This window comes from Rhizobium sp. 18055 (genome assembly GCF_902706285.1).
GTDB lineage: Bacteria > Pseudomonadota > Alphaproteobacteria > Rhizobiales > Rhizobiaceae > Rhizobium.
The window spans coordinates 469,752-489,890 of the sequence record NZ_CACSKD010000002.1 but is presented as its reverse complement, the minus strand read 5'-3'; the positions used below and the strand labels follow the sequence as shown (position 1 = coordinate 489,890).

Annotated in this window: 21 protein-coding genes and 1 pseudogene; 12 read left to right on the top strand and 10 right to left on the bottom strand. The window is 57.9% G+C overall.

Annotation, left to right across the window (positions count from 1 at the left end):
• Nucleotides 1-43: 43 nt before the first annotated feature.
• From GVL52_RS05895 to GVL52_RS05880, 4 genes are all read right to left on the bottom strand, one after another.
• The gene (locus tag GVL52_RS05895) at nucleotides 44-346 is read right to left on the bottom strand and encodes a putative quinol monooxygenase (protein ID WP_160004779.1); all 303 of its coding nucleotides are present in this window, start codon (nucleotides 344-346) and stop codon (nucleotides 44-46) included.
• Between the two features lie 129 nt (nucleotides 347-475).
• The gene (rpsI, locus tag GVL52_RS05890) at nucleotides 476-943 is read right to left on the bottom strand and encodes a 30S ribosomal protein S9 (protein WP_160004777.1); all 468 of its coding nucleotides are present in this window, start codon (nucleotides 941-943) and stop codon (nucleotides 476-478) included.
• The gene (gene rplM / locus GVL52_RS05885) at nucleotides 943-1,407 is read right to left on the bottom strand and encodes a 50S ribosomal protein L13 (RefSeq protein ID WP_160004775.1); all 465 of its coding nucleotides are present in this window, start codon (nucleotides 1,405-1,407) and stop codon (nucleotides 943-945) included. The genes rpsI and rplM overlap by 1 nt, the downstream gene beginning before the upstream one ends.
• Before the next feature lie 229 nt (nucleotides 1,408-1,636).
• Nucleotides 1,637-2,062 (bottom strand): PaaI family thioesterase, encoded by a 426-nt coding sequence (locus GVL52_RS05880; protein WP_160004774.1) that lies wholly within the window; start codon nucleotides 2,060-2,062, stop codon nucleotides 1,637-1,639.
• 72 nt (nucleotides 2,063-2,134) lie between these two features.
• Between GVL52_RS05880 and GVL52_RS05875 the strand changes: the two genes are divergently transcribed.
• Together GVL52_RS05875 and GVL52_RS05870 are read left to right on the top strand one after the other, a co-directional pair.
• The gene (locus GVL52_RS05875; protein ID WP_160004773.1) at nucleotides 2,135-2,968 is read left to right on the top strand and encodes an enoyl-CoA hydratase; all 834 of its coding nucleotides are present in this window, start codon (nucleotides 2,135-2,137) and stop codon (nucleotides 2,966-2,968) included.
• Between the two features lie 3 nt (nucleotides 2,969-2,971).
• Nucleotides 2,972-3,205 carry a methionyl-tRNA formyltransferase gene (locus GVL52_RS05870; RefSeq protein ID WP_160004772.1) on the top strand — a complete coding sequence of 78 codons (234 nt, stop codon included), beginning with the start codon at nucleotides 2,972-2,974 and terminating at the stop codon, nucleotides 3,203-3,205.
• A 5-nt stretch (nucleotides 3,206-3,210) separates the two neighbouring features.
• Here the strand turns inward: GVL52_RS05870 and GVL52_RS05865 are convergent, their stop codons facing one another.
• Both GVL52_RS05865 and GVL52_RS05860 read right to left on the bottom strand, forming a co-directional pair.
• Nucleotides 3,211-4,047 carry a DMT family transporter gene (locus GVL52_RS05865; protein ID WP_160004771.1) on the bottom strand — a complete coding sequence of 279 codons (837 nt, stop codon included), beginning with the start codon at nucleotides 4,045-4,047 and terminating at the stop codon, nucleotides 3,211-3,213.
• 402 nt (nucleotides 4,048-4,449) lie between these two features.
• On the bottom strand, nucleotides 4,450-4,779 hold the full coding sequence (locus GVL52_RS05860) for a hypothetical protein (protein WP_160004770.1): 330 nt from the start codon (nucleotides 4,777-4,779) through the stop codon (nucleotides 4,450-4,452).
• Between the two features lie 104 nt (nucleotides 4,780-4,883).
• Between GVL52_RS05860 and GVL52_RS05855 the strand changes: the two genes are divergently transcribed.
• The gene (locus tag GVL52_RS05855) at nucleotides 4,884-5,312 is read left to right on the top strand and encodes a CoA-binding protein (protein WP_160004769.1); all 429 of its coding nucleotides are present in this window, start codon (nucleotides 4,884-4,886) and stop codon (nucleotides 5,310-5,312) included.
• A 115-nt stretch (nucleotides 5,313-5,427) separates the two neighbouring features.
• Nucleotides 5,428-6,711 (top strand): O-acetylhomoserine aminocarboxypropyltransferase, encoded by a 1,284-nt coding sequence (locus tag GVL52_RS05850; protein WP_160004768.1) that lies wholly within the window; start codon nucleotides 5,428-5,430, stop codon nucleotides 6,709-6,711.
• A gap of 381 nt (nucleotides 6,712-7,092) precedes the next feature.
• On the opposite strand, the gene GVL52_RS05845 is transcribed toward GVL52_RS05850, so the two are convergent.
• Nucleotides 7,093-9,030 carry an AAA family ATPase gene (locus tag GVL52_RS05845; protein WP_160004767.1) on the bottom strand — a complete coding sequence of 646 codons (1,938 nt, stop codon included), beginning with the start codon at nucleotides 9,028-9,030 and terminating at the stop codon, nucleotides 7,093-7,095.
• A gap of 45 nt (nucleotides 9,031-9,075) precedes the next feature.
• Nucleotides 9,076-9,684, bottom strand: coding sequence for a hypothetical protein (locus tag GVL52_RS05840; RefSeq protein ID WP_160004766.1), 609 nt, complete (start codon nucleotides 9,682-9,684; stop codon nucleotides 9,076-9,078).
• A gap of 972 nt (nucleotides 9,685-10,656) precedes the next feature.
• On the opposite strand from GVL52_RS05840, the gene GVL52_RS05835 reads away from it, so the two are divergent.
• The 5 genes from GVL52_RS05835 (at nucleotide 10,657) to GVL52_RS05815 (ending at nucleotide 17,174) form a co-directional block, all read left to right on the top strand.
• Nucleotides 10,657-10,821, top strand: a complete 165-nt coding sequence (locus GVL52_RS05835) for a hypothetical protein (RefSeq protein WP_160004765.1) — start codon at nucleotides 10,657-10,659, stop codon at nucleotides 10,819-10,821.
• Nucleotides 10,822-10,913: 92 nt separating this feature from the next.
• The gene (locus GVL52_RS05830; protein WP_160004764.1) at nucleotides 10,914-11,675 is read left to right on the top strand and encodes a hypothetical protein; all 762 of its coding nucleotides are present in this window, start codon (nucleotides 10,914-10,916) and stop codon (nucleotides 11,673-11,675) included.
• On the top strand, nucleotides 11,675-14,056 hold the full coding sequence (locus GVL52_RS05825) for a DDE-type integrase/transposase/recombinase (RefSeq protein WP_160004763.1): 2,382 nt from the start codon (nucleotides 11,675-11,677) through the stop codon (nucleotides 14,054-14,056). The genes GVL52_RS05830 and GVL52_RS05825 overlap by 1 nt, the downstream gene beginning before the upstream one ends.
• Entirely contained in the window at nucleotides 14,053-15,003 is a 951-nt protein-coding gene (locus GVL52_RS05820) for a TniB family NTP-binding protein (RefSeq protein ID WP_160004762.1), read from the top strand. The genes GVL52_RS05825 and GVL52_RS05820 overlap by 4 nt, the downstream gene beginning before the upstream one ends.
• The gene (locus tag GVL52_RS05815; RefSeq protein ID WP_160004761.1) at nucleotides 15,000-17,174 is read left to right on the top strand and encodes a TniQ family protein; all 2,175 of its coding nucleotides are present in this window, start codon (nucleotides 15,000-15,002) and stop codon (nucleotides 17,172-17,174) included. The genes GVL52_RS05820 and GVL52_RS05815 overlap by 4 nt, the downstream gene beginning before the upstream one ends.
• A gap of 46 nt (nucleotides 17,175-17,220) precedes the next feature.
• On the opposite strand, the gene GVL52_RS05810 is transcribed toward GVL52_RS05815, so the two are convergent.
• A complete protein-coding gene (locus tag GVL52_RS05810) occupies nucleotides 17,221-18,528 on the bottom strand; it encodes a hypothetical protein (RefSeq protein ID WP_160004760.1) in 1,308 nt (435 codons plus the stop codon).
• 188 nt (nucleotides 18,529-18,716) lie between these two features.
• On the opposite strand from GVL52_RS05810, the pseudogene GVL52_RS05805 reads away from it, so the two are divergent.
• The 3 genes and pseudogenes from GVL52_RS05805 to GVL52_RS05800 form a co-directional block, all read left to right on the top strand.
• Nucleotides 18,717-18,979: pseudogene (locus GVL52_RS05805) on the top strand (adenylate/guanylate cyclase domain-containing protein); the annotation flags it as partial.
• A 104-nt stretch (nucleotides 18,980-19,083) separates the two neighbouring features.
• Nucleotides 19,084-19,215 (top strand): hypothetical protein, encoded by a 132-nt coding sequence (locus GVL52_RS31150; protein WP_280179092.1) that lies wholly within the window; start codon nucleotides 19,084-19,086, stop codon nucleotides 19,213-19,215.
• A complete protein-coding gene (locus GVL52_RS05800; protein WP_160004757.1) occupies nucleotides 19,208-19,693 on the top strand; it encodes a hypothetical protein in 486 nt (161 codons plus the stop codon). The genes GVL52_RS31150 and GVL52_RS05800 overlap by 8 nt, the downstream gene beginning before the upstream one ends.
• A 53-nt stretch (nucleotides 19,694-19,746) precedes the next feature.
• Here GVL52_RS05800 and GVL52_RS05795 read toward each other — a convergent pair whose 3' ends face one another.
• Nucleotides 19,747-19,893 carry a hypothetical protein gene (locus GVL52_RS05795; RefSeq protein WP_160004755.1) on the bottom strand — a complete coding sequence of 49 codons (147 nt, stop codon included), beginning with the start codon at nucleotides 19,891-19,893 and terminating at the stop codon, nucleotides 19,747-19,749.
• Between the last annotated feature and the right edge of the window lie 246 nt (nucleotides 19,894-20,139).

Below are 20,139 nucleotides of genomic sequence, written 5' to 3'. Positions count from 1 at the left end.
AGCAAGGCCGGTACATTAGAACCGGCCACATCGGCTGTCGATGCTAGCCGGGCAGGCGATCTGCCAGCACCTCGGGCATCTTGATCTGCGGCGGTGTCTCGAACAGCTCGTCGGCACGAGCCATCAAGGCAGCTGCCACCTTGCCGTTAAGATGAGCCTGCCGGCCGGCATCATTGTCGAAGGCATCGAAGATTGCGAAGGTGTTGCGATCGAAACGCACCGCAAACCAGACGATGGTCTCAGGTTCTGCCGCCACCAGCGACTGGGCGCTCTTCAGGAATTCTGCAACGTCGTCTTCTTTACCGGATCTGGCTTTGAGTTCGACGTAGAGTGCAAGCTTGGTCATCATCGTCTCCTCTTGTCGGCGGTCGCAGGATATCTACGCTGCGCAACAGGAGTGAGTAACTATGCCAATTCCCCAAAAGAAAAGGCCGGGCAAAAGCCCGGCCTCTCCAAAGTCCGTAGTCCGAAGCGATTAACGCTTGGAGAACTGGAACGAACGGCGGGCCTTGGCCTTACCGTACTTCTTACGTTCAACAACGCGGCTGTCGCGGGTCAGGAAGCCACCCTTCTTCAGAACTGGGCGCAGGCCTGGTTCGAAGTAGGTGAGAGCCTTGGAAACGCCGTGACGAACAGCACCGGCCTGGCCGGAAAGACCGCCACCGGCAACGGTAGCGATGATGTCGAACTGGCCTTCGCGGGCAGCAGCAACGATCGGCTGGCGCAGAATCATCTGCAGAACCGGACGTGCGAAGTATTCCGCCATTTCCTTGCCGTTGACGACGATCTTGCCGGAGCCCGGCTTGACCCATACGCGGGCAACAGCGTTCTTGCGCTTGCCGGTCGCGTAGGAACGGCCAAGCGAATCGACCTTGCGGACGTGAACCGGAGCGGAAGCTTCCGAAGCCGTGCCGAGATCCTTCAGGGAGGAGAGGTCAGCCATTAGGCGCTCCTTACGTTCTTTTTGTTCAGCTTGGCGACGTCGAAAACGACAGGCTGCTGTGCTTCATGAGGATGGTTGGAACCGGTGTAAACACGCAGGTTCTTCATCTGGCGACGACCGAGCGGGCCACGGGGAACCATGCGCTCAACAGCCTTCTCGAGAACGCGCTCCGGGAAGCGGCCTTCGATGATCTGGCGAGCAGTACGTTCCTTGATGCCGCCGGCAAAACCGGTGTGCCAGTAGTAAACCTTGTCGGAATACTTCTTGCCGGTGAATACGACCTTGTCAGCATTGATAACGATGACATTGTCGCCGTCGTCAACGTGAGGCGTGAAGGTAGCCTTGTGCTTGCCACGCAGACGCATAGCGATAACAGAAGCGAGACGACCAACGACAAGCCCTTCGGCGTCGATGATGATCCACTTCTTCTCCACCTCTGCAGGCTTCTGGGAGAAGGTTGCCATAGTAGTTACTCTCTTTTGGATCCCTTGGCCCGAAGGCGAAAGGGCGTTTCTTGTTGCTTGAATTGGCAGCCCGAAGGCACACCAAAAAGAAAGCAGCCGGTAAGGGCTGCGTTCTGGAGGTGTGTATAGAGGCTAAGGCCTGGAGCGTCAATAATGGCGAACGGGCTCACCGCAAAAACAATCAAGCAAAATCAACAGCTTAATTGTGTGGTATTTTGATACCTCAAATTTATCGTGGTGGAATCGAGTAAGTGGCCGTTGCGTGCGCCACCAACGCATCCGGGTCGTCCTGGAAAATCGCCGCCTCGATGACCGCAAGACGCTTGCCCAGCTTCAGAATCCTGCAGGTGCAGGTCGTTGGCTTGAGCTGCGGCAGGCGCAGGAAATTGATGTTGAGACTGGTGGTGACGGCAAGCGCCACTGGGCCGATATGGACGATCACGGCCACATAGGCGGTGACGTCCGCCAGCGCAAACAGGGCAGGGCCGGAGACAGTGCCGCCGGGCCGCAAATGTCGATCGGTGGGGTCGAGCCGCATCGAGACATGTCCGGATGAGATGTCGGTCACGGTCATCACGCGGCCATCGGTATGGATCTGCGGGAAGTCGGTCTCCAGAAACCGGTGGACCTCGTCGATCGTCATCACCGGCTGCATCGCTTCTCCTCGAAATTGCTGATCTGTTGTGGCAGAACTGATAGCACGAAATAGACATGCAGGAGTTAGACCATGGCCGAAGTCCTATCCTTTCGCACCGATGCCAGCAAAGCCCATGGCGGCTCGCTCGTCCTGCGCCAGCTTGCCGATGGCATCTTGCGGCTGACGCTGAACAACCCGCCCGCCAACCTGCTCTCGACCGCGATGCTGGAAACCCTGATGGGTGAGTTGCAGAATGCAGCCGAGGACGAGGCGGTTCGCGTCGTCATCATCGCCTCCACCGGCGACGTCTTCTCCGCCGGCCATGATCTCAAGGAACTGACCGGCCATCGCGCCGATGCCGATGACGGCGAGGCCTTCTTCGAGGAGACGTTTGCGCTGGCAGCCGATCTGATGATGGAAATCACCCGTCTGCCAAAGCCCGTCATCGCCGAGATCGACGGCCTTGCGACCGCGGCCGGTTGCCAGCTCGTGGCCTCCTGCGATCTCGCCATCTGCACCGATACCGCGACCTTCTGCACGCCGGGTGTCAATATCGGTCTGTTCTGCGCCACGCCGATGGTGGCGATCACCCGCGCCGCACACCGCAAGCAGGCAATGGAGATGCTCTTGACCGGTGAGACCATCGACGCCTCGACCGCCAAGGATTTCGGCCTGGTCAACCGCATCGTGCCGAAGCAGTACCTGACGCAGGTCGTCACCAAATACGCCGCCGTCATCGCAAGCAAATCGCCGATGGCACTCAGGATCGGCAAGGAAGCCTTCTATCGCCAGGTCGAAATGCCGCTGGAGGATGCCTATAGCTACGCCGCCGAGGTGATGGTCGACAGCATCATGACCACTGACGCCGAAGAGGGGATCGGTGCCTTCCTCGACAAGCGCATGCCGGATTGGACACGGGAGTAATCAATGGCTCGAATTACTAAGTTTGAACTAGCATCCATGCAGCGGTTTCAACTGCATGACCCGATAGACGCCAAGATATTTACGCATGAATACGATGGACGCCGTCTCGTACAGATATCAACTTACGGAAGGAACAGCCGTCAGGAGCACGGAAAGCTAAGTCAAACCATTCAGCTAGATGAGGAGGCGGCAAGGCAGCTCTTTGAGCTATTGGGCAACCAGTTTGGCTTTAAATAAGCCGGCTACGCCAGCTTCAGCATCAATCCGCCGAGCGCGATAATCACGCCGGCGAGATAGCGCCAGGGGCTGGCCTTCTCCTTCAGGAATACCACCGAGATGATCAGTGCAAACAGGATCGACGTCTCGCGCAGCGCCGCGACCGTCGCGACCGGTGCCTTGGTCATCGCCCACAACGCCAGCCCGTAGGAGCCGATCGAGCCGGCACCACCGATCAATCCGCGCCACCAGTTGACCTTCACATGCATGGCGACGGCATAGAGACCACGCCGCGAGATCGCCCAGCTGAGCAACAAGACCGGCGGCATCTGCGCCATCCACAGCGTATAGGACACCGAATTGCCTGATATACGCGCACCGATCCCATCGACATAGGTGTAGGTGGCAATGACAACGGCATTGGCGAGCGCCAGGCGAATGGCATGCCCGCTGCCGCGCTTGGCCTCGAAGGCGAGCGTCAGGATGCCCCCGCAGATCGTCATGGTTCCGAGAAGTGCGCCACCCGACAGTGTCTCGTTCAGAATGAAGCCGCTTGTCGCCGCCACCAGCAGCGGCGCGCAGCCCCGCATCAGCGGATAGACAAGGCCGATATCGCCCGCCCGATAGGCGCCGGCGACCAGCTGGAAATAGATGAACTGCAGGATGGCCGATGCCGCGATGTAGGGCAGGGATGCCGAGTCCGGGAATGGCATGAATGGCAGAAACGGCAACGCGGTGATCGCCCCACCCGCCGCAATCAGGCTCGCATCGAGCGACTTGTCCGTTCCGGCCTTGATGAGCGCGTTCCAGGTTGCGTGCAGAAGCGCGCCGAAAAGGACCAGCAGGATGACGGTGATGGACAAAAGAACTACCTGACGGTGTAGGGAGGGAACGTCAGCAAGCTTGTTACGCCGTCGCTGGAGAAATGCAATATCAGCGGCATTGGAGTTGCGCCACGCAATGCGATGCTGCTTAATCGATTTTGCAACTTTCAGACGATTTCGACCTTGCGGGGAAAACATGAATATAGGCCGGAAGTTTTAAATCGAATTTCCTCATTCAACTATGAGCTGTTTCTAACATGCCTATGAACAAATGGGGACATAAACAGGATATACAGTGAACATGCTGTTGTTCTTCCGCATACGCTAGTGTTTTTGTGCGCCGCAGCGCAGTCGCGACCGGCCAACCGCCGTCCGCTGCGTGAGCTGAGGGCGTGCTTCAGCGGCATTCACTCAACCGCGTGAACCCGATCGATATCTCGATTACAGCGAATTATCGGGCACGAAAAGCATCCCGTCCAGGTTGTCTATGTTTTGGCAATTGAGAACCCTGCACTTGGGGTTGTCCTTGGTGGGAATGGTGGTCCATTCCGCATATTCATTGCCGTCGCATTGCCGGCTGTTGCGCACGTAACGGTCGAACAGCGTCATGCCGCGGACGCGGGGCGAGGGATAGCGCAGGATGACTGCGCCTTCGTTGTGGATGGCGGCTCGCGCCTTGTCGCAGCTGATCGTCTGCGAATTGTATCGGGAAATTGCCAGGGCCGGCGACGCTGCCAGGAGTGCAGCGACAAAGACAAGCATTTTTCTCACGGCGATACCCTCCTTCGGCATTGCTCATGCCTATATACGACCAGAAGGGCCATTGGTTTCAAACAATTCGAAACAGTCATGGCGCAATCGGGAAAGAAGGTGACATGGATCACGATCACTATGGTGACGATTATATCCTCGATATCTTGCAATCGGTGAAGACCATTGCGCTGACGGGCGCATCGCCAAATCCGGCGAGGCCAAGCAACGGCGTTATGGGCTATCTGCTATCGCGCGGATACCACGTGATCCCCGTCAATCCCGGCCAGGTCGGCAAGCGGATACAGGGGCAGGACGTATTCGGTCATCTTTCCGACGTCCCGGTGCCGGTCGACATGATCGACGTCTTCCGCGCCTCGGCCCATCTGCCCGAAGTCGTGGACGAGGCGCTGGCGATGAACCCGCGCCCGAAGGTGATATGGGCGCAGCTCGGCGTTCGCGACGACGCTGCGGCCGCCAGAGCCGAAGCCGGTGGCATCAAGGTGGTGATGGACCGCTGCCCGGCCATCGAATATCCGCGCCTTGTTGCCTGAAGAGGGGCAAATTTTTCTCCAAACGCGTCTTGGTTGAAACAGTTTGGCGATTAACTTTTGCCGGTCGTCGGTTATGCTCCCCGCCATAAACTTCAAATCAGAACGGGAGGACCTCATGACTGCGAATGATCCGGGTTTCAATACTTTGGCCGTGCACGCTGGCGCAAAGCCTGATCCGGCGACCGGCGCCCGCGCCACGCCGATCTACCAGACCACGGCCTACGTTTTCAACGATGCCGACCATGCCGCCGCCCTGTTCGGCCTGCAGCAGTTCGGCAATATCTATACCCGCATCATGAACCCGACGCAGGCCGTGCTCGAAGAGCGCGTTGCTGCGCTCGAAGGCGGCACGGCAGCGCTCGCGGTTGCTTCCGGTCATGCCGCCCAGATGATCGTCTTCCACACGATCATGCGCCCGGGAGCGAATTTCGTGGCCGCGAGGCAGCTCTACGGCGGCTCGATCAACCAGTTCGGCAATGCCTTCGATAATTTCAACTGGCAGGTCCGCTGGGGCGATGCCGGCGATCCCGCGAGCTTCGAAAGCCAGATCGACGAGAATACCCGTGCCATCTTCATCGAGAGCCTCGCCAATCCCGGCGGCACCTTCGTCGATATCGCGGCGATCGCCGATGTCGCCCACAAGCACGGCCTGCCGCTGATCGTCGACAACACCATGGCAAGCCCCTATCTGATCCGGCCGATCGAGCACGGCGCCGACATCGTCGTCCACTCGCTGACCAAGTTCCTCGGCGGCCACGGCAACTCGATGGGCGGCATCATCGTCGACGGCGGTACCTTCGATTGGTCCAAGTCCGGCAAATACCCGATGCTATCGAGCCCGCGGCCGGAATATAACGGCGTCGTGCTACACTCGACCTTCGGCAACTTCGCCTTCGCCATCGCCTGCCGCGTTCTGGGTCTGCGCGATCTCGGCCCGGCGATCTCGCCCTTCAACGCCTTCCTGATCCTCACCGGCATCGAGACGCTGCCGCTGCGCATGCAGCGCCACAGCGAAAACGCCGCCACCGTCGCCAAATGGCTGAAGGCTCATAGCAAGATCGCCTGGGTCAATTACGCGGGCCTGGACGACGACCCCAACCACGCTTTGCAGCAGCGCTATTCGCCAAAGGGGGCAGGGTCCGTCTTCACCTTCGGCGTCAAGGGCGGCTACGAGGCCGGCAAGTTGCTGGTCGAAAGCCTGCAGCTGTTTTCGCATCTGGCCAATATCGGCGACACCCGCTCGCTGGTCATCCATCCGGCCTCGACCACCCACCGCCAACTGACCGACGACCAGAAGACCGCCGCCGGCGCCGGCCCCGATGTCGTGCGTCTCTCGATCGGCATCGAGGATGTGAAGGACATCATCGCGGATCTCGAACAGTCGCTCTCGAAGGTCTGATGACGTCCGCAACAAACGTCTGCCATTTCGCAAACTACCTTTTTCAGCTGCAACCGATGGGCGATTCGGGTTTTATTCGAGATCAGGCGCGCGTTTTCTCGCTAGAGGGCTAAAAAGCCGCTCAACGGGTAAATTAATCGATGAAATGTTTTGATGTTGTAGCGCGGTAGCATGACAAAATGTCATCCAAATAGGGCGTAACCTCGCTACTACGTAAAAGGTATCTTAAAGAAAACCCCACCGGTGATTTCTCACGGGTGGGGTTTTTTGATTCGTTGTCACTGACAAACGTCGAGTTCGGGGCGCTCTCGGAGGGACCCGTTCACGCCTGCGAGGTCTTTCGGATTAAATGAACTCGTTAATCGCGCGGCGCTCGGCGTCTTAGCCGACCGCCGTCACTTTTGGGGCGGCCAAGATGGTGTCGTCTTCCTTTCCTGCGGCCGCACTCACGATGGCCAAAACCTGCGGGCCGGTCAGATGCCCCACCTGGAGTAGTCTGGTGGCAACCGCCTCGACGGCATCTCGATGTTCAATAAGAAGACTCTGAGTACGCTCGAATTGGTTCGACAGGAGCGCGTCGACGCGATCGGCGAGGTTCTGATTATTCCGTCGCAGCCGCGACAATCGAAGCGGGTCCGTCCCGATCTCGGAGACGAAGCTTCGCCCCATTCCCCACGGCCCCTCGATACAGGTCGCGATATCCGTCGCCATCACCAGATCGGAACCTTCCATTCCGCCAGCGCCGTCCGACCGATCTCCCAGGCAAACCTCCTCTGCCGCGATCCCGCCGAGCATAATGGCGATGCGATCAAAGTAGAAAGACCTCGTTCTCGCAACGTCGTAGGCCGGCTTCATCATCACTGCGCCCAACGTGCGCACAGGGGCTCCGTTGTTGTCCGCTACGCTGACAGCAACGGAGCCGACCTCGGTAGGGCAAAGCAAGACGCCGATCACCGCGTGTCCCGCCTCGTGGATCGCGATCACTCTCCTTGTGGCGGACGAGAGCGCACGGGGCTTCGGCAGGAGATCGGCGAGATCGGTCAACGCCATCTCGCGTGTGCCTCGTCGCGCTACCCTTCGCGCTCCACGGACGATCTGCTCGATGTCCGCGCCCGACAGCCCATCGCTTGCCGCCACCACCGATGCCAGATCGAAGTCTTGCAATTGGCCCCCGAGATGCCATCGGAAGATCGCGCCGCGATCCGTCTCGTCTGGGAGCGGGATTCGGATGTGGCGATCGAGCCTTCCTGGCCGCGTCACAGCGGGGTCGAGAAATTGCGGGAAATTGCATGCGCCCACAATCACGACTCCATCCCGCTCCTCCGAGCCGTCCAGGCATTCCAGAAGTCCGGCGATGACCTGCCGCACATAGTCCGAATTGTGGTCGGATGCGCGCTCTCTATCCCCGAATGCGTCGATCTCATCGATGAACAGAACACACGGCGAAAGACTCCGAGCTTGTGCGAAGGCCCCGCGCATTGCCTTGAGCATGTCGCCCATGTGACCCTTGGCCTGCCAGCTCGCAGCGGAGCCGACAACCAGATCGACACCGCAGGTCTGGGCGAGGGCGGAGGCGAACGTGGTCTTTCCGGAACCCGGCGGACCCGAGAGCAGGATGCCGCGATCCACGTCATCCCACTGGATGCGGCCGGCCTGCCAGTCGGCGAGGTCGCGCGCGAGTTCAAGACCCCAATCCTTGGCTTCGCCGTAGCCGCTGAGGTCTTCGAGCCTCGGTCCGGACACAGGAGCTTCCATCGGTTCGACTGGATGGGCAGGCCGATGGGACCGCAGTCTGTGGATCGCTTGCTCGACCGAACGGTGACGACGGAACGCCAGCTTGATGCGAGACCAAGGCTCGGCAACGAGAAACTCGGCATCCTGCTCGCCGATCGGCGTCTTCAATTTCCATGCCGCCCTGCGGACATGCCTCGCCGTCGGTTGCGGCAGTGATCGCACGATGTCAGCCACCAAACTGACCTCGTTCGTCACGAGGTCAGGGCTCGCGAGGAACATGATCACACGTTTCGCGGATTTCAGCCGACCGAGAGTCGCCGGGAGACCGCTGAGCTTTTCATCGAGGAAGATGACCTCGAGGTCTTCATCGGAGGAATACGACCCTCTTTTGCGACCGAGGATTTCGTCGGCCGCGCGAGTGTAGCTGCTGAGCATGTCCAAATGCGGAAGGATCAAGGCGGCGACGAACGGGCGCGACTTTCGGCGGATGAATGGCCGAAGCGCCGACGCCAGTCCGCAATAGGCGATGAAGTCGGGAACCGAACGAGCGGAGTTCTCAAGCTTGAAGACTTTATATTGCTGCATTGGATAGCCTCGATGGATAGGGAAGACGGCGGGCCGGGGCTGCCGTCACGCTATCCGACGGACTGTGGTCTCAGGACCGATCAGCGCGTCATCGAGTTCGATCTCAACGAAATCGTTCAATACCATGGAGGCGAGAGCCGCCATCGGGTTGCCCTCACGGAATACAGACAAGGAGTCTGCAACGGTCAGCGTTCCGTGCTCGTCAAGCGCCGCGAGCAATCGCACCCGGTCGCCGAGCGGAGTCGTGTATTCGCCGTAGCGAAGGAGGTCACGGGCATTCCTAAGCCGGAACCCGTCGTAGATTTCATCCCTGTCGAAGAGCCTGTAGCGCCAACCCGATCTCTCGGACGCGACTTGGACTTCGCCATCTGGATCGGATCGGTCGCCGGCATCTACAAGGGTGACATCATTGGTGTCGTTGAATACAGCGAAGTCGGGGATATAAGGAGCGCCGTTGACCTGGAGCGTGGTGGGCATGCAGACCCATGACGAGATCGCGTGGTTCATATCGAACAGGCACGCGAGATCACGGGCGGTCTGCGAGCGGAAGAATTTCCTGCCTTGCAGCTTCACCGTGGAATTCGGAGCGAAGAGATGACCGCCTGCGCGGCGACGTGCGAAAGCAATAGCTGCAGCGTCATGCTTGATACCCATGAGACCCTCTCAATACAAAGACGTCAGACACAGCGCCGATTCATTCGGCGCACGGCGTCAACGTATTCGCGATGAGTGGGTCAGGATTTTCTGCATTCGGGAACATATAGAGAACGAATTTGACTCCGGCAAGTGGGGTCCATGATTTTTTCATTAAGAAAATGTCGCTGGAATAAATCGCAAGAAATCCGGAACTCGCTTTCCATAAGGCTGATAGGCGACACCGGAAATCCCGTGCCCTGAAACTGGCCATCCGATTCGTCGCCGGAGCTTGGCTGGCAATCCGGCTCGACGGGGGACTGGTTGTGCGTTGACGCTATCATGCACCCATGACGCGCACATGCATATTAGGGGACCCTAACTAATTCACCTTTTCGTAACGAAGCCACGGCAACCTCGGGACATCGAAAACGCCGAGCACGGCCCACCCCCGAATGTGGGAGCCGCAGCGACCATGAGAGTAAAAACGAAAACGGGCCGCCAGAGGCGACCCGTCGTGGACCAGTCCGAATGATTTGAGCGTCGCGAAGACCGATCCACTCTCCAAAGGATAAGGAGGCTTACAGGATGACCCGCAGAGGTTAACAAAACACCGGCGAAGACCGGATACCAGACCTATGGCGAAAATAATGAGGGCAGGTCCACAAAAAGGACTTGCAACCGATGATCTCGTTCGCTATTTGTTCACGTTATCCGGGAAAGCGTTGAGAAATCCGCGTTCCGGTTGAAACGAGGATAACCGTTATGCGTCAGGTTTTGAAGAAGCTGAGCCGAATATAAATCCCACGCGGGATCGCTCACGCTTGCCTTCTACCGACGCTACCGTTGTTCTCTAACCAGGCAGTCACGCCATGGATCGCATCTCCCCAGCGCTCGAGTTTCGAATAGGACCCTAACGGGTCCTACGCAGTCATACGCATTCACACATCAACTCATGTGACCTCGCCGCGAGCGGGGCAGGAGACCCACGTCATGTTCCTCCGCGATCTCGATCTCAACAAAGCCTATCCAGTCACCGTCTACGATGCTGTCTCCTTCGGCATGCCGGTTTCGACGCTGGCCGACCTCGAAGATGAATTCCCTGACCTGTTCCCAGTCCTGGGCGGCAAAGACACCGAAGGTGTCTACTCGATCTAACCGCTCGACCTCAACAGCGGGTCAGAACTGCCCGACACCCAGTCGGGCAGCTGGCGACGCCTTTCTAAGGAAATATCCCTGTGAAGAAGGAATTGCTTCCCGAAAAGCTCGGGTTCGCCCCCGACCATGTCCCGGTCTTCAAGGTTCCGTGGCGTGCGAAGTTCAAGACGGTCCCGACCGTCTTTCCGACGGCGAAAGCAGCCGGCGGTCATGTCATCGTCAGTAATCCACTGACTGCCGATCTGATGATCCATTTCGACACCGATCCGGCGATCACGAAGATTTCCGCCTATCCCCGAAAGGTCATCTATCCGACGTACGACCGATACGGCCTTTCCGAGGTCAAGGAACACTCGCCGGCCCTGGGCATCCTCGACGAGGACGGTGTCATCACCTACGCGGACTGTATTCCTTATGTCATTCAGAAGGAGCGACCGGGAATCGAGCGGCGAACTGAGGCGTTGCAGACGGCGCTGTGGGACGATTACGGCATTCTCTACACGGTGTTCGACGAACGCGACATCCATATCCAGCCTCGACTCTGGAACCTGCGCCTCATCTGGCGACATCACCGCGACAATGATCCGGAGCATGTCTCGGCTATCCGGCGCGCGTTGGATGTCCTCGAACTGCCCGCCAAAATTGGTCAGGTTCGTGCCGCGGTGTCGTTTCGAACGCCCATTTGGAGAACCTCGACGCCCCAAGGATCGTTCGAAACGCCACTCGACGAGGTCGACCCCGTGTTCTCGGCGCTGATGAGCCTCGCATTCACCGGCTCGATCGAACTCGATACGTCTCGCCGTTTCTCGGACGAGACGATCATCAATCATCGCCAAAAGTGGAGTGACGACTAATGTCCATCCAGAAGCACGGCGCATTCCTCCAACGCGCCAACATGCCGGTCGCAATGAGTGCCTCCGAACTCGATATCCCGCCCGATCCGAAAGATTCTCCTGTTGTCCAAGGGTATCTTCTCCCCGCGCGCAGCCGTTTCCAGATTCTGAATGCGCGGAAGAACAAGATTGGCCACTTTCAAGTTGAATCGTATGCCGACCACGATGGTGTCGGGGGGCGCTTCACCTGCCAGAACGTCATCAGCCAAGGGCTTATGACGCTCTCGAACTGGCAGATCGCTCAGCTGGAGCAGCAGAGCCGCTTTGTCCCGGCGGAGGACGCGCGATCAGGTGCGGTGATCGACAGCGACATCGCGCTGGACGATGTTCGGCGCGCCGCTGCCAAGCGTGCAATGGGTTACGCCATCGCGATTATTGGGGAAAGCGATGACGGTGTTTCGCTCCCGAGCAAACCGATTATCCTTCGAACAGCTGAAAAGCATGCGGCGGCTGTCGGAGAGAAGCGGGCTCCTACCTATGCCACGCTCAAAAAGTATCTTGCCGCGTACCTGAATAATCCGTTCAGCCGCCTTCTGGCTCTGGCTCCAGGCATCACCCGTGGCAACACGGTCAAGAAGTTCTCGATCGCCTTCGAGGAACTGGTGACCGCCGCTGTCCAGAAATCTTATGAGGAGGGTGGCGGTTGGCAGAAAGCTCAAAAGGTCTTCCACGATTATCTCGCCATGCCCGAACACGCGGCACTACGAGCCGAAGCGTGCGACCAAGATGGCAACCTAGTTCGTCCTAGCCCGCGTACGTGGCAGTATCGGCGCGCGGCGGTCGATCACTTCTTGCGTGACCTATGGACACTCGGGCCTGACATTGCCACCCGCAAACACGGCATCCGCTTCCCGCAGATGTTGCCGGACGCTGCGCTCGACGTCGTCGAGATGGACTACACCCAGCTTGATGTTGTCGTCTTCGACAACGTATTCGAGTTCATTTATGGGCGACCATGGATCGGCTTGATGCGGGACCGAAAGACCGGCGTCGTCCTCGGCTTCACGATTTTCTTCGGCAAACCGAAGTTCGAAAATTTCGTCGATCTGCTGAAAACCGCGATTTTGCCCAAGGATTTGTCAGCGTACCCAAACATTCCCAACGACCACATCTGGGGCTGGCCTCTGGTCATCGTGGTTGACTGCGATCCGCATCTTGTAAGTGCACACATGGTCTCGCTATGCGAAGAGTTGGGCATTCAGTTGCGGCCGATGCGACCCGGCGAGCCCAACATGAAGGGCGGTGTCGAACGCCACTTCGGACTCATGCAGAGCAGCACAGTCCACCCCCTGCCGGGAACAACCCTCTCTAATCCCACCCGCCGCAAGGAGCGCAGCGAAGAAGACCAGCTTGGTTTGCCGAAGCTGACCATGCATGAACTGGAGGGGTATCTCCACGGCTTCCTTCATGATTACCACCGCCAGAACCACAAGGGACTGGGCTTCTTGCGGACACTTCCAGATGCGCCTTTGCGCCTGTGGAACAGCCTTGTCAAAGAAACGAAACTTCGCCGCCCAATTGACACTGACATCCTCGCTGAGCGTCAGGGACTTGTCCATTATGCTGTCATCCGCAACGGTTGCTTCGTGTGCGAACACATCACCTATCATCACGAAAGCCTTTTGGCTTTGAGTACCGATCCGGAGAACAACTGGCGTGAAACGGGCGTAGAGACCACCAAATACAAGATCGTCCGGGACGGCTTCGACCTCGGACATGCTTACGTCGTTGTTCCGAAACTCGGCATCAAAATCGAGGCGTTCGCGATCAACGCCGACAGGGACTATGCGAGCAAGCTCACGCTCGTGCAACACCGCAGAATCTTGGCCGAATGGCGGAGGAGGACCAAGGCTCCCCTCAAGCACGTCTCCGAACTGCAGCCATTGCTTGGGCAATACCACAACGACTTGCGAGAACTGTATATCTCTCGGAAACGGCAGCGCGACGGCGAAGCGTTCGCCCAGTTCTACGCTGGCATGGGCAAGCGGACGCGTCGTAGTCAGGTCGTCAATGTGGCGCACAGTGAGGCCGCAAGTTCGGAGCGCATGGACTACGCCAATCCGCGCAAGTCCCGTCCGGTGATGACGCGGTCTCCCAATGACCCGACGCACAATACCGATGACAGCCCAGCATTCCCGCACCTCCGCGATGAGGAGGGCAGGCTTGTCCCTGCCGATCCGCTTCTCCAAGAAAATCCTCATCACAAAAGGGGAAAAGGCAGACCAACGGGCACGGGGAAATCCGCACCCGAGACCGAAACGCGTCCTATCGCAAACGACGTGTACGACGACCCAGACGACATTCAATCCATTATCGACAGATATTCAGGAGACGCCGAATGAGTCCCTTTCCGAAATTTCACACTACCGAATACAATACTCCCGAAGAACGTCTGGCCGTGTCGTTGAGGGACAAACGCGAGCGCCAGGTGATGATCAGGGACTTACTTGTTCCGTATCCGCAATTCCAACGCGTCAAGGACCACGTCGCCAAGTTTCATCTTCCAGTGGCGGGCGGCACGCACGGCATCGGCTGGATCGGTGGCGTCATCGGCTCTTCGCGGACGGGCAAGTCCTTCATTGTCCTATCCCATGCCGTCGAGAACCCGCCTATCCAAACAGAGTTCGGCTTCGATCATCCTGTCGTCTATCTTGAAGCACGTGCTGAATGGGACGCTTCTGAATTCGGCCGGCAAATTTTCGGCAAGACGGGGACACCGGCCCCTCGAATGTCGATCGCGGCACTCAACACCTTGGCTACCGAGCGCGTGAAGCAGACCAACGTCCAACTTCTCATCATCGATGATGCCCAAGTTCTTTTCGAGACATCGGGGCGGCGACAGACGGCGTTCATTTCGTTGATCAAACATCTTGCCGACCAACGCACATGCAACATTCTCCTCGTCGGCAAGCATAGCGTCGAAACGGCGGTCGAAGGCATGCCCGATATCTTGAACAGGGGCGGCTTTCCGCGTTTCCGGGTCAGGGATTTCGACCGCCATACACCAAATGATCGCGGCAGGTTCCGGTTCTTTCTGATCGAAGTCGACAAGAGATTGCCGTTCGCCGAACTCTCCAATTTGGGACGAAAGGAATACGTGGAGGACTTTCTCAACGTCAGCGAAGGATCGATTGGCAAAGTCATGAACATCATCATTTCAGCCGGCAATATGGCAATCGACGAAGGTAGACGCAGTATCTCGGCTCAACATCTTCGCAAAGCCACCGAAATCCGACTGATGAAGGGCGTGAACTACGTTCCGTTCGCAGGCTTGGATGGCAAAGAATGAGGCGGCGAGCCTTTACGCGATGGGATTTCCGCCCCGAACTCGCCGAGCCGGCCCACGGATATTTCCTCCGCCTCGTCCGAGCCCACGGGATCGACACCACACGAACCTTCAACATCTGGAACGGCATCGAAAACGAAAGGATCGATCCCTCGCGCTCTCTTGCCATCATCGAAGATCACCCGCTTCCGGAAGAGTGGAAGACCGCGCTCCGGGGGGCGACACCGATCGTAAACGGAGAATACGTCGAAATCGGCGGCCAAACTGTCTGGAGTGCACAAGTCTCATATTATCCGCGTCGCTGGTGCTCCGCCTGCATTGCGGAGATGCCGTATCATCGTGCCTGGTGGGACCTCGTGCCGATGCGTTGGTGCCCGCTGCATGGCATGGAAATCATCCACGCTGATGGAGAAGGAGGCAAGGTCCCTTGGTCGTGGACGGATTTTCGCGTGTCCCGCCACGGCCTGCCGCTCGGGGCGTTTAAAGAGCGATCCAAGGTCGAAAACAGTTTCGGACACTATGTGCTTGGCAGGTTGGGAGCCGGACCCTTGTTGTCCGTTCCCTTGCTCGACGGAGCTATGCTTGGGGATGCCATCACTTTCTGCGAGACGATCGGCAAGTTCCTTTCCAATTCCCGCTCCATTGCGGTGCCAGACATTCGAGCGGGTGACGCCGAGGCGGGGTATAAGGCTGTCTGCTTGGGGAAAGTTGGTATCGCCGAAGCCCTCAGGAGTTGGATCGGCGACAACAATCCGCATTACAAGACCCGCACGTCACTTGGATGCGTGTTCGGTTGGATCGTCAACAAGGCCTGGGCGATCCGTGACGAGGAATTGAACGCCGTCCTTCGCAGGGCTCTCCACGAGGCGCGCGCCTTTTACCGCACTCCATCGTTGGCAATCACGGACGCGAGCTTCGAGGTTGAGTACATCGCGCCAAAGGTAATGGCGGCGAAGCTAGGCATGGACGTGCTCGGGGTCAAATTGATCGCCCGCGAAATCGGCGTTTATCACGCAGCCAGGCTGAAGCGTAATCTGTCACGGGAAGATGCGGAGGCGATCCAAAGCTTCGCGAGTTCGCTGATGACCCCGAGCGAGACAGAGCGGCAGTTGGGGCTCCCAAGTGACGCCCTTCGCCATCTTGTTCATGCCGGCCACCTCAAAGTTTTTAGAGGGCTCGACAAGGGGCAGCGCAATGGCGCGCGTTTCGATCAGGCCAGGGTAGACAATATCCTGCGCATGATCGAAGCACTTCCCGTCGAGGGCGCGCCGGAATACGGGATCACCTTCAATGTACACCGAGTACGCGAAAGGCTGCCTGTGGGCGAGCTGGCGGTCGACATCCTGAAGGGGAAGGTCGCGATCTCGGAAAAGCGAACGGGCGTCCATGGCTTCAAGGGACTCATGATCCAGACGAAGAAGCCACGGCAACGGGCTGATTTCGGGAGATCGCCGGACTTGGTCAGCATGAAGGAAGCTCAAGCGATCCTCAATCTTTCAAACGTCACTGTTAGGGCACTTCTCAACAAGGGAACGCTCGGGGAGGTGAGGCGAATGCCGCGGTTTGTGCTTCTCGAAAGAGCAGAGGTCGTGGAATTCGGTCGCATGCACGCGAAGATCGCCGACTTTTCGCGGACACTCGATCTTCATCCCATGATCATCCACAAGAGCCTTATGGCCGCAGGGGTCAAGCTTGCCGTCTACCCGGATCACAACCACGATGGACCGAGGTTGGAAAGCGTGGTCGCCAAGGCCGATGTCATGAGGGTGTTTGGTATCGACGAAGACCCGACCGTCCTCCACGACGCCAGGCTCAACGGTTTTTGGACGCGCCTCGTCGCGCACGGCCGGCAGCATTGCCCCTATGTCTACTTCCCGGATCGGCTCCCGGCGGAGGGACAGCGTGTGTGGCAGAGCGCCGGTATCTTTTCGGCGGTCTTCCGCTTCGATCTCGACGAATACATGCTCGATGTCCTGCTTGTTCCCGCGGGTGGGGATCGGCAATCGTTGAAGCTTGCAATCACCGACGACGACCAGGACATCCTCGATCTGATGCTCCTCATGACGAGAACAATTGATGGCGCACTTGCTGAGCTGGCCGAAAAGAAGCGTGCGAGCTACGTCGCCAAGGGGCCGCCTGCGCGGGACGAGCGGGGACGGATCAAGAGGGTGTGATCAACGGCTACTTGACGTGGTGTTCAAATGACGACGTGCGCTGCGATTATTGAAACTTGCTGATCGCAGCGTCCCTATCCCCAAACTCGAACTCGATCCAATCGTCGTTCCCAGTTTCCCCGGTATGGATCACCGAAACTTTGGCCGGCAGTCGGCCGGCTCTGAGTTCCGCGAGAAACTCACGTGTAATTGGGTGTTGCGGCCCAGGTACTTTCCGAACTGCCTCGACGTTTAAAGCACCGCCATCGTCGAAGGTTCGGATGCCAGCAAGAACCTCCATCATCTCTCTTGCGCTGACGCGTATCTTCCCAGAGCCCATCTCATAATCCCCATGGTAGCCTAGATCGAAGCCTTTTTCCGCAGCTCTGAGCGCGCCATTGCTCGATGAATTTACAGGTTCAGGAAAATCAGCGATAGCGTTTTTGAACACCAAGGCAAGCGCGCCTCGCCTTTCATCACCGTCCCGCATCACGAGCTTGGGGTGGAGGCGCACGACCGTGTGGGCTGGTGGCTGTGCACCAATGCCCTCGCGGACCGCTAGGAGGAGGACGAAGTCCACCGAGGTAAATTGCCTCAAGAACTCTTCTGCAATCTTTTCCATTGAGACTGTGTCGCGACCGATTCGGTCGTCCGCGAAAGCCGCACAATCGCCATCGGCTGCGATGACGCCCGTGATCCCGCCTGCCTCTCGCAACTGGGCAGCCTTGGCCTTCAGTGCTTTGTACAGCGGATTTCCGTCTTTGATGGTCGGAGTGCCGTAGGCCGCAAAGCTACCCGAATTAAATTCTCCGCCCGCCGGATCGATTATGATTTCAAGCCCGGCCGTTTCGTCGTCAACCACTACCCTTAGAGGCGAGCCTCCAGCTTGCAGCTGCGCAGCCAGCCGCGGCACGATTTCGCCTCTGATGAACTCATTCAGCCGCTTACGGTGAGGTAGTCTCAACACCGAACGCTTTCCGCGGTTGGATTGGAGAACCTTTCGATAAGGCCGAATATCGAGCCCCCCGCTCGGGAGGCCAAGCTTCTTTTGAACGCGCGTCAGCAATGTTAGCAACTCGAAGAAGGGATTTTCCTCATCCAGACCTTCGTCGGAGACAGAGGTAATGTCCGCGGTAAACGAGATGGCACCATTGTCGAAAAAGACGTCTGGCCGCGATCCGTTGAAAAGAGGCACCTCGTGCGCTAAGCTTCCGTATCCAGCCAGTGCATGGAGGATTACGACCTCCCACATGGCGGCGGTTCGGTCCTTCCCAAGTAGGTTTAGCCGATGAACAAGGTCATCGACGGACTGGTTGTCGATGACCTTGCGCAGACCATCCAGCCTTTGCTGCATCGCGCGCCTGGCGAAAATCATGATTGCTTCCTCTTTGGCCGCAGACGCTTCAATCTGTAACTGCCCGCCAGAACACGCGTGTGCTCGAGCCGACATATGGATATGAAATACCAGATCGAAGTCGACAGTGCTCGCATCTGAAGTGGGGTATCAGCTTTAGGTGAATTAGAGCGAAAGCGACTCCGTTGGAAGCCTATTCGAAGCGGAAGATTGGCGTGCATGTGGGGACGTCATGTATTGTAACATTGGCTCCGCCAAACGGCTGGATTTCACGGTCATTGGTCCGGTGGTAAATATCGCCTCAAGTTTGGAAAGCCTGACCAAAACGATCAATCGCCCGATCCTGCTATCGGCCGACTTGGTCGAGATGGTCGGACGCTCGAGTGAGTTGGTAGACCTGGGGTTTCACAAGCTCAGAGGATTGGATAGGTATGTTCAGGTGTTCTCATGCTCTGATCCAGAGCCGACATAAGCCTGCTTTCAGTCATCGCACGCCGCAACGTCATATAGCACCGGGAGAATGGGTCGATGCCAGTGAAACCATATGAGGTCAGGTTCATCTGCTGGAAATGTAAGGTGGAACAGACAGCGAAGGGCAATGTCACCGTTGGACAGGACATCGGCCTGTTGAATATGCGGGTGAAGCCTTCAGTGACTATCGAATGCAAAAAATGCAAGGCCTCAAATTCTGTGGTGGTTGATGTCTGAAGGCAAAACCACCAAAGGCGAAGGCAAGACGCTTTCCGTTCAAACTGGAACTGAACCACCCGCTGATCCGGAGTTCTTTTTGAAATGGGGACAAGAGAATGCGAAGGAGTTTATCAAAACTGCCAACGCGGCACTAGCACAGCTTCTCACCCTCAGCACAGCGTTGTTCGGAGGCGCGATCGCTCTATGGAACAATATTCCGATACCGACACCCTATCGGATCGTCGTATTGGCTCCACTGCTCTTCACCGTTTTCGTCTGTCTGTTTTCCGCGATGCCAAAAGCGGAATCTATCGATCCGACAGACGCTAAGGGCATTCAAACATACATGGAGAAAGTCTTCGCATACAAACAGAAGCGACTGGCCCTTGCCAAATGGTCGCTTGTGGTTGCAATGGTTTTTATAGTCGCTGCGCTCGTCGCAGCGCAATACCTATTGCCTCCTATCGCCCCCTCACTTCCGAAGCCAACGCCTTGATGCCCGCCTGCCTCTCGGCGGTGGCGGGCATCTAACGGGCAAACAAAAAGCATTTACGATTTGCGCGAGCGCTTCGTGTTTTCTCTGTTTTTCTGAAAAGCTTCGTAGTCCTCGTTCAGTTCCTGGGTCCGACGGTCGGACGCCTCGATCATATCGGCTGACATCGTCTCAGCGAAAACATCATCGGCAGGAATGGACATTGCTTATCTCCTTGAGCTTCCCCCACCGCACGTGAAGGCAGTCTCCGACACCTAACAGGCCAACTGCGCCTGGGAGGCCAGCCTTAGGCGGAGCTGCTGAAAAAGGTAACGCACCGGAGAGCCTGAAGTCAAAAGTTCACGCGATCAGGCGGGTGGAGATAGGTACTCGACCCGGCCCATCGCCTTAGTGGCGCTGTGTGTAACGAGGTCAGCTGTCCCAGTCCGAACCCATGATCGCCTCCGCAA

Excerpts from the sequence above, each read along its gene's own strand:
- GVL52_RS05895 (WP_160004779.1), bottom strand. The coding sequence starts at position 346 with ATGACCAAGCTTGCACTCTACGTCGAACTCAAAGCCAGATCCGGTAAA.
- rpsI (WP_160004777.1), bottom strand. The coding sequence starts at position 943 with ATGGCTGACCTCTCCTCCCTGAAGGATCTCGGCACGGCTTCGGAAGCT.
- rplM (WP_160004775.1), bottom strand. The coding sequence starts at position 1,407 with ATGGCAACCTTCTCCCAGAAGCCTGCAGAGGTGGAGAAGAAGTGGATC.
- GVL52_RS05880 (WP_160004774.1), bottom strand. The coding sequence starts at position 2,062 with ATGCAGCCGGTGATGACGATCGACGAGGTCCACCGGTTTCTGGAGACC.
- GVL52_RS05875 (WP_160004773.1), top strand. The coding sequence starts at position 2,135 with ATGGCCGAAGTCCTATCCTTTCGCACCGATGCCAGCAAAGCCCATGGC.
- GVL52_RS05870 (WP_160004772.1), top strand. The coding sequence starts at position 2,972 with ATGGCTCGAATTACTAAGTTTGAACTAGCATCCATGCAGCGGTTTCAA.
- GVL52_RS05855 (WP_160004769.1), top strand. The coding sequence starts at position 4,884 with ATGGATCACGATCACTATGGTGACGATTATATCCTCGATATCTTGCAA.
- GVL52_RS05850 (WP_160004768.1), top strand. The coding sequence starts at position 5,428 with ATGACTGCGAATGATCCGGGTTTCAATACTTTGGCCGTGCACGCTGGC.
- GVL52_RS05845 (WP_160004767.1), bottom strand. The coding sequence starts at position 9,030 with ATGCAGCAATATAAAGTCTTCAAGCTTGAGAACTCCGCTCGTTCGGTT.
- GVL52_RS05840 (WP_160004766.1), bottom strand. The coding sequence starts at position 9,684 with ATGGGTATCAAGCATGACGCTGCAGCTATTGCTTTCGCACGTCGCCGC.
- GVL52_RS05835 (WP_160004765.1), top strand. The coding sequence starts at position 10,657 with ATGTTCCTCCGCGATCTCGATCTCAACAAAGCCTATCCAGTCACCGTC.
- GVL52_RS05825 (WP_160004763.1), top strand. The coding sequence starts at position 11,675 with ATGTCCATCCAGAAGCACGGCGCATTCCTCCAACGCGCCAACATGCCG.
- GVL52_RS05820 (WP_160004762.1), top strand. The coding sequence starts at position 14,053 with ATGAGTCCCTTTCCGAAATTTCACACTACCGAATACAATACTCCCGAA.
- GVL52_RS05815 (WP_160004761.1), top strand. The coding sequence starts at position 15,000 with ATGAGGCGGCGAGCCTTTACGCGATGGGATTTCCGCCCCGAACTCGCC.
- GVL52_RS05810 (WP_160004760.1), bottom strand. The coding sequence starts at position 18,528 with ATGATTTTCGCCAGGCGCGCGATGCAGCAAAGGCTGGATGGTCTGCGC.
- GVL52_RS05800 (WP_160004757.1), top strand. The coding sequence starts at position 19,208 with ATGTCTGAAGGCAAAACCACCAAAGGCGAAGGCAAGACGCTTTCCGTT.
- GVL52_RS05795 (WP_160004755.1), bottom strand. The coding sequence starts at position 19,893 with ATGTCCATTCCTGCCGATGATGTTTTCGCTGAGACGATGTCAGCCGAT.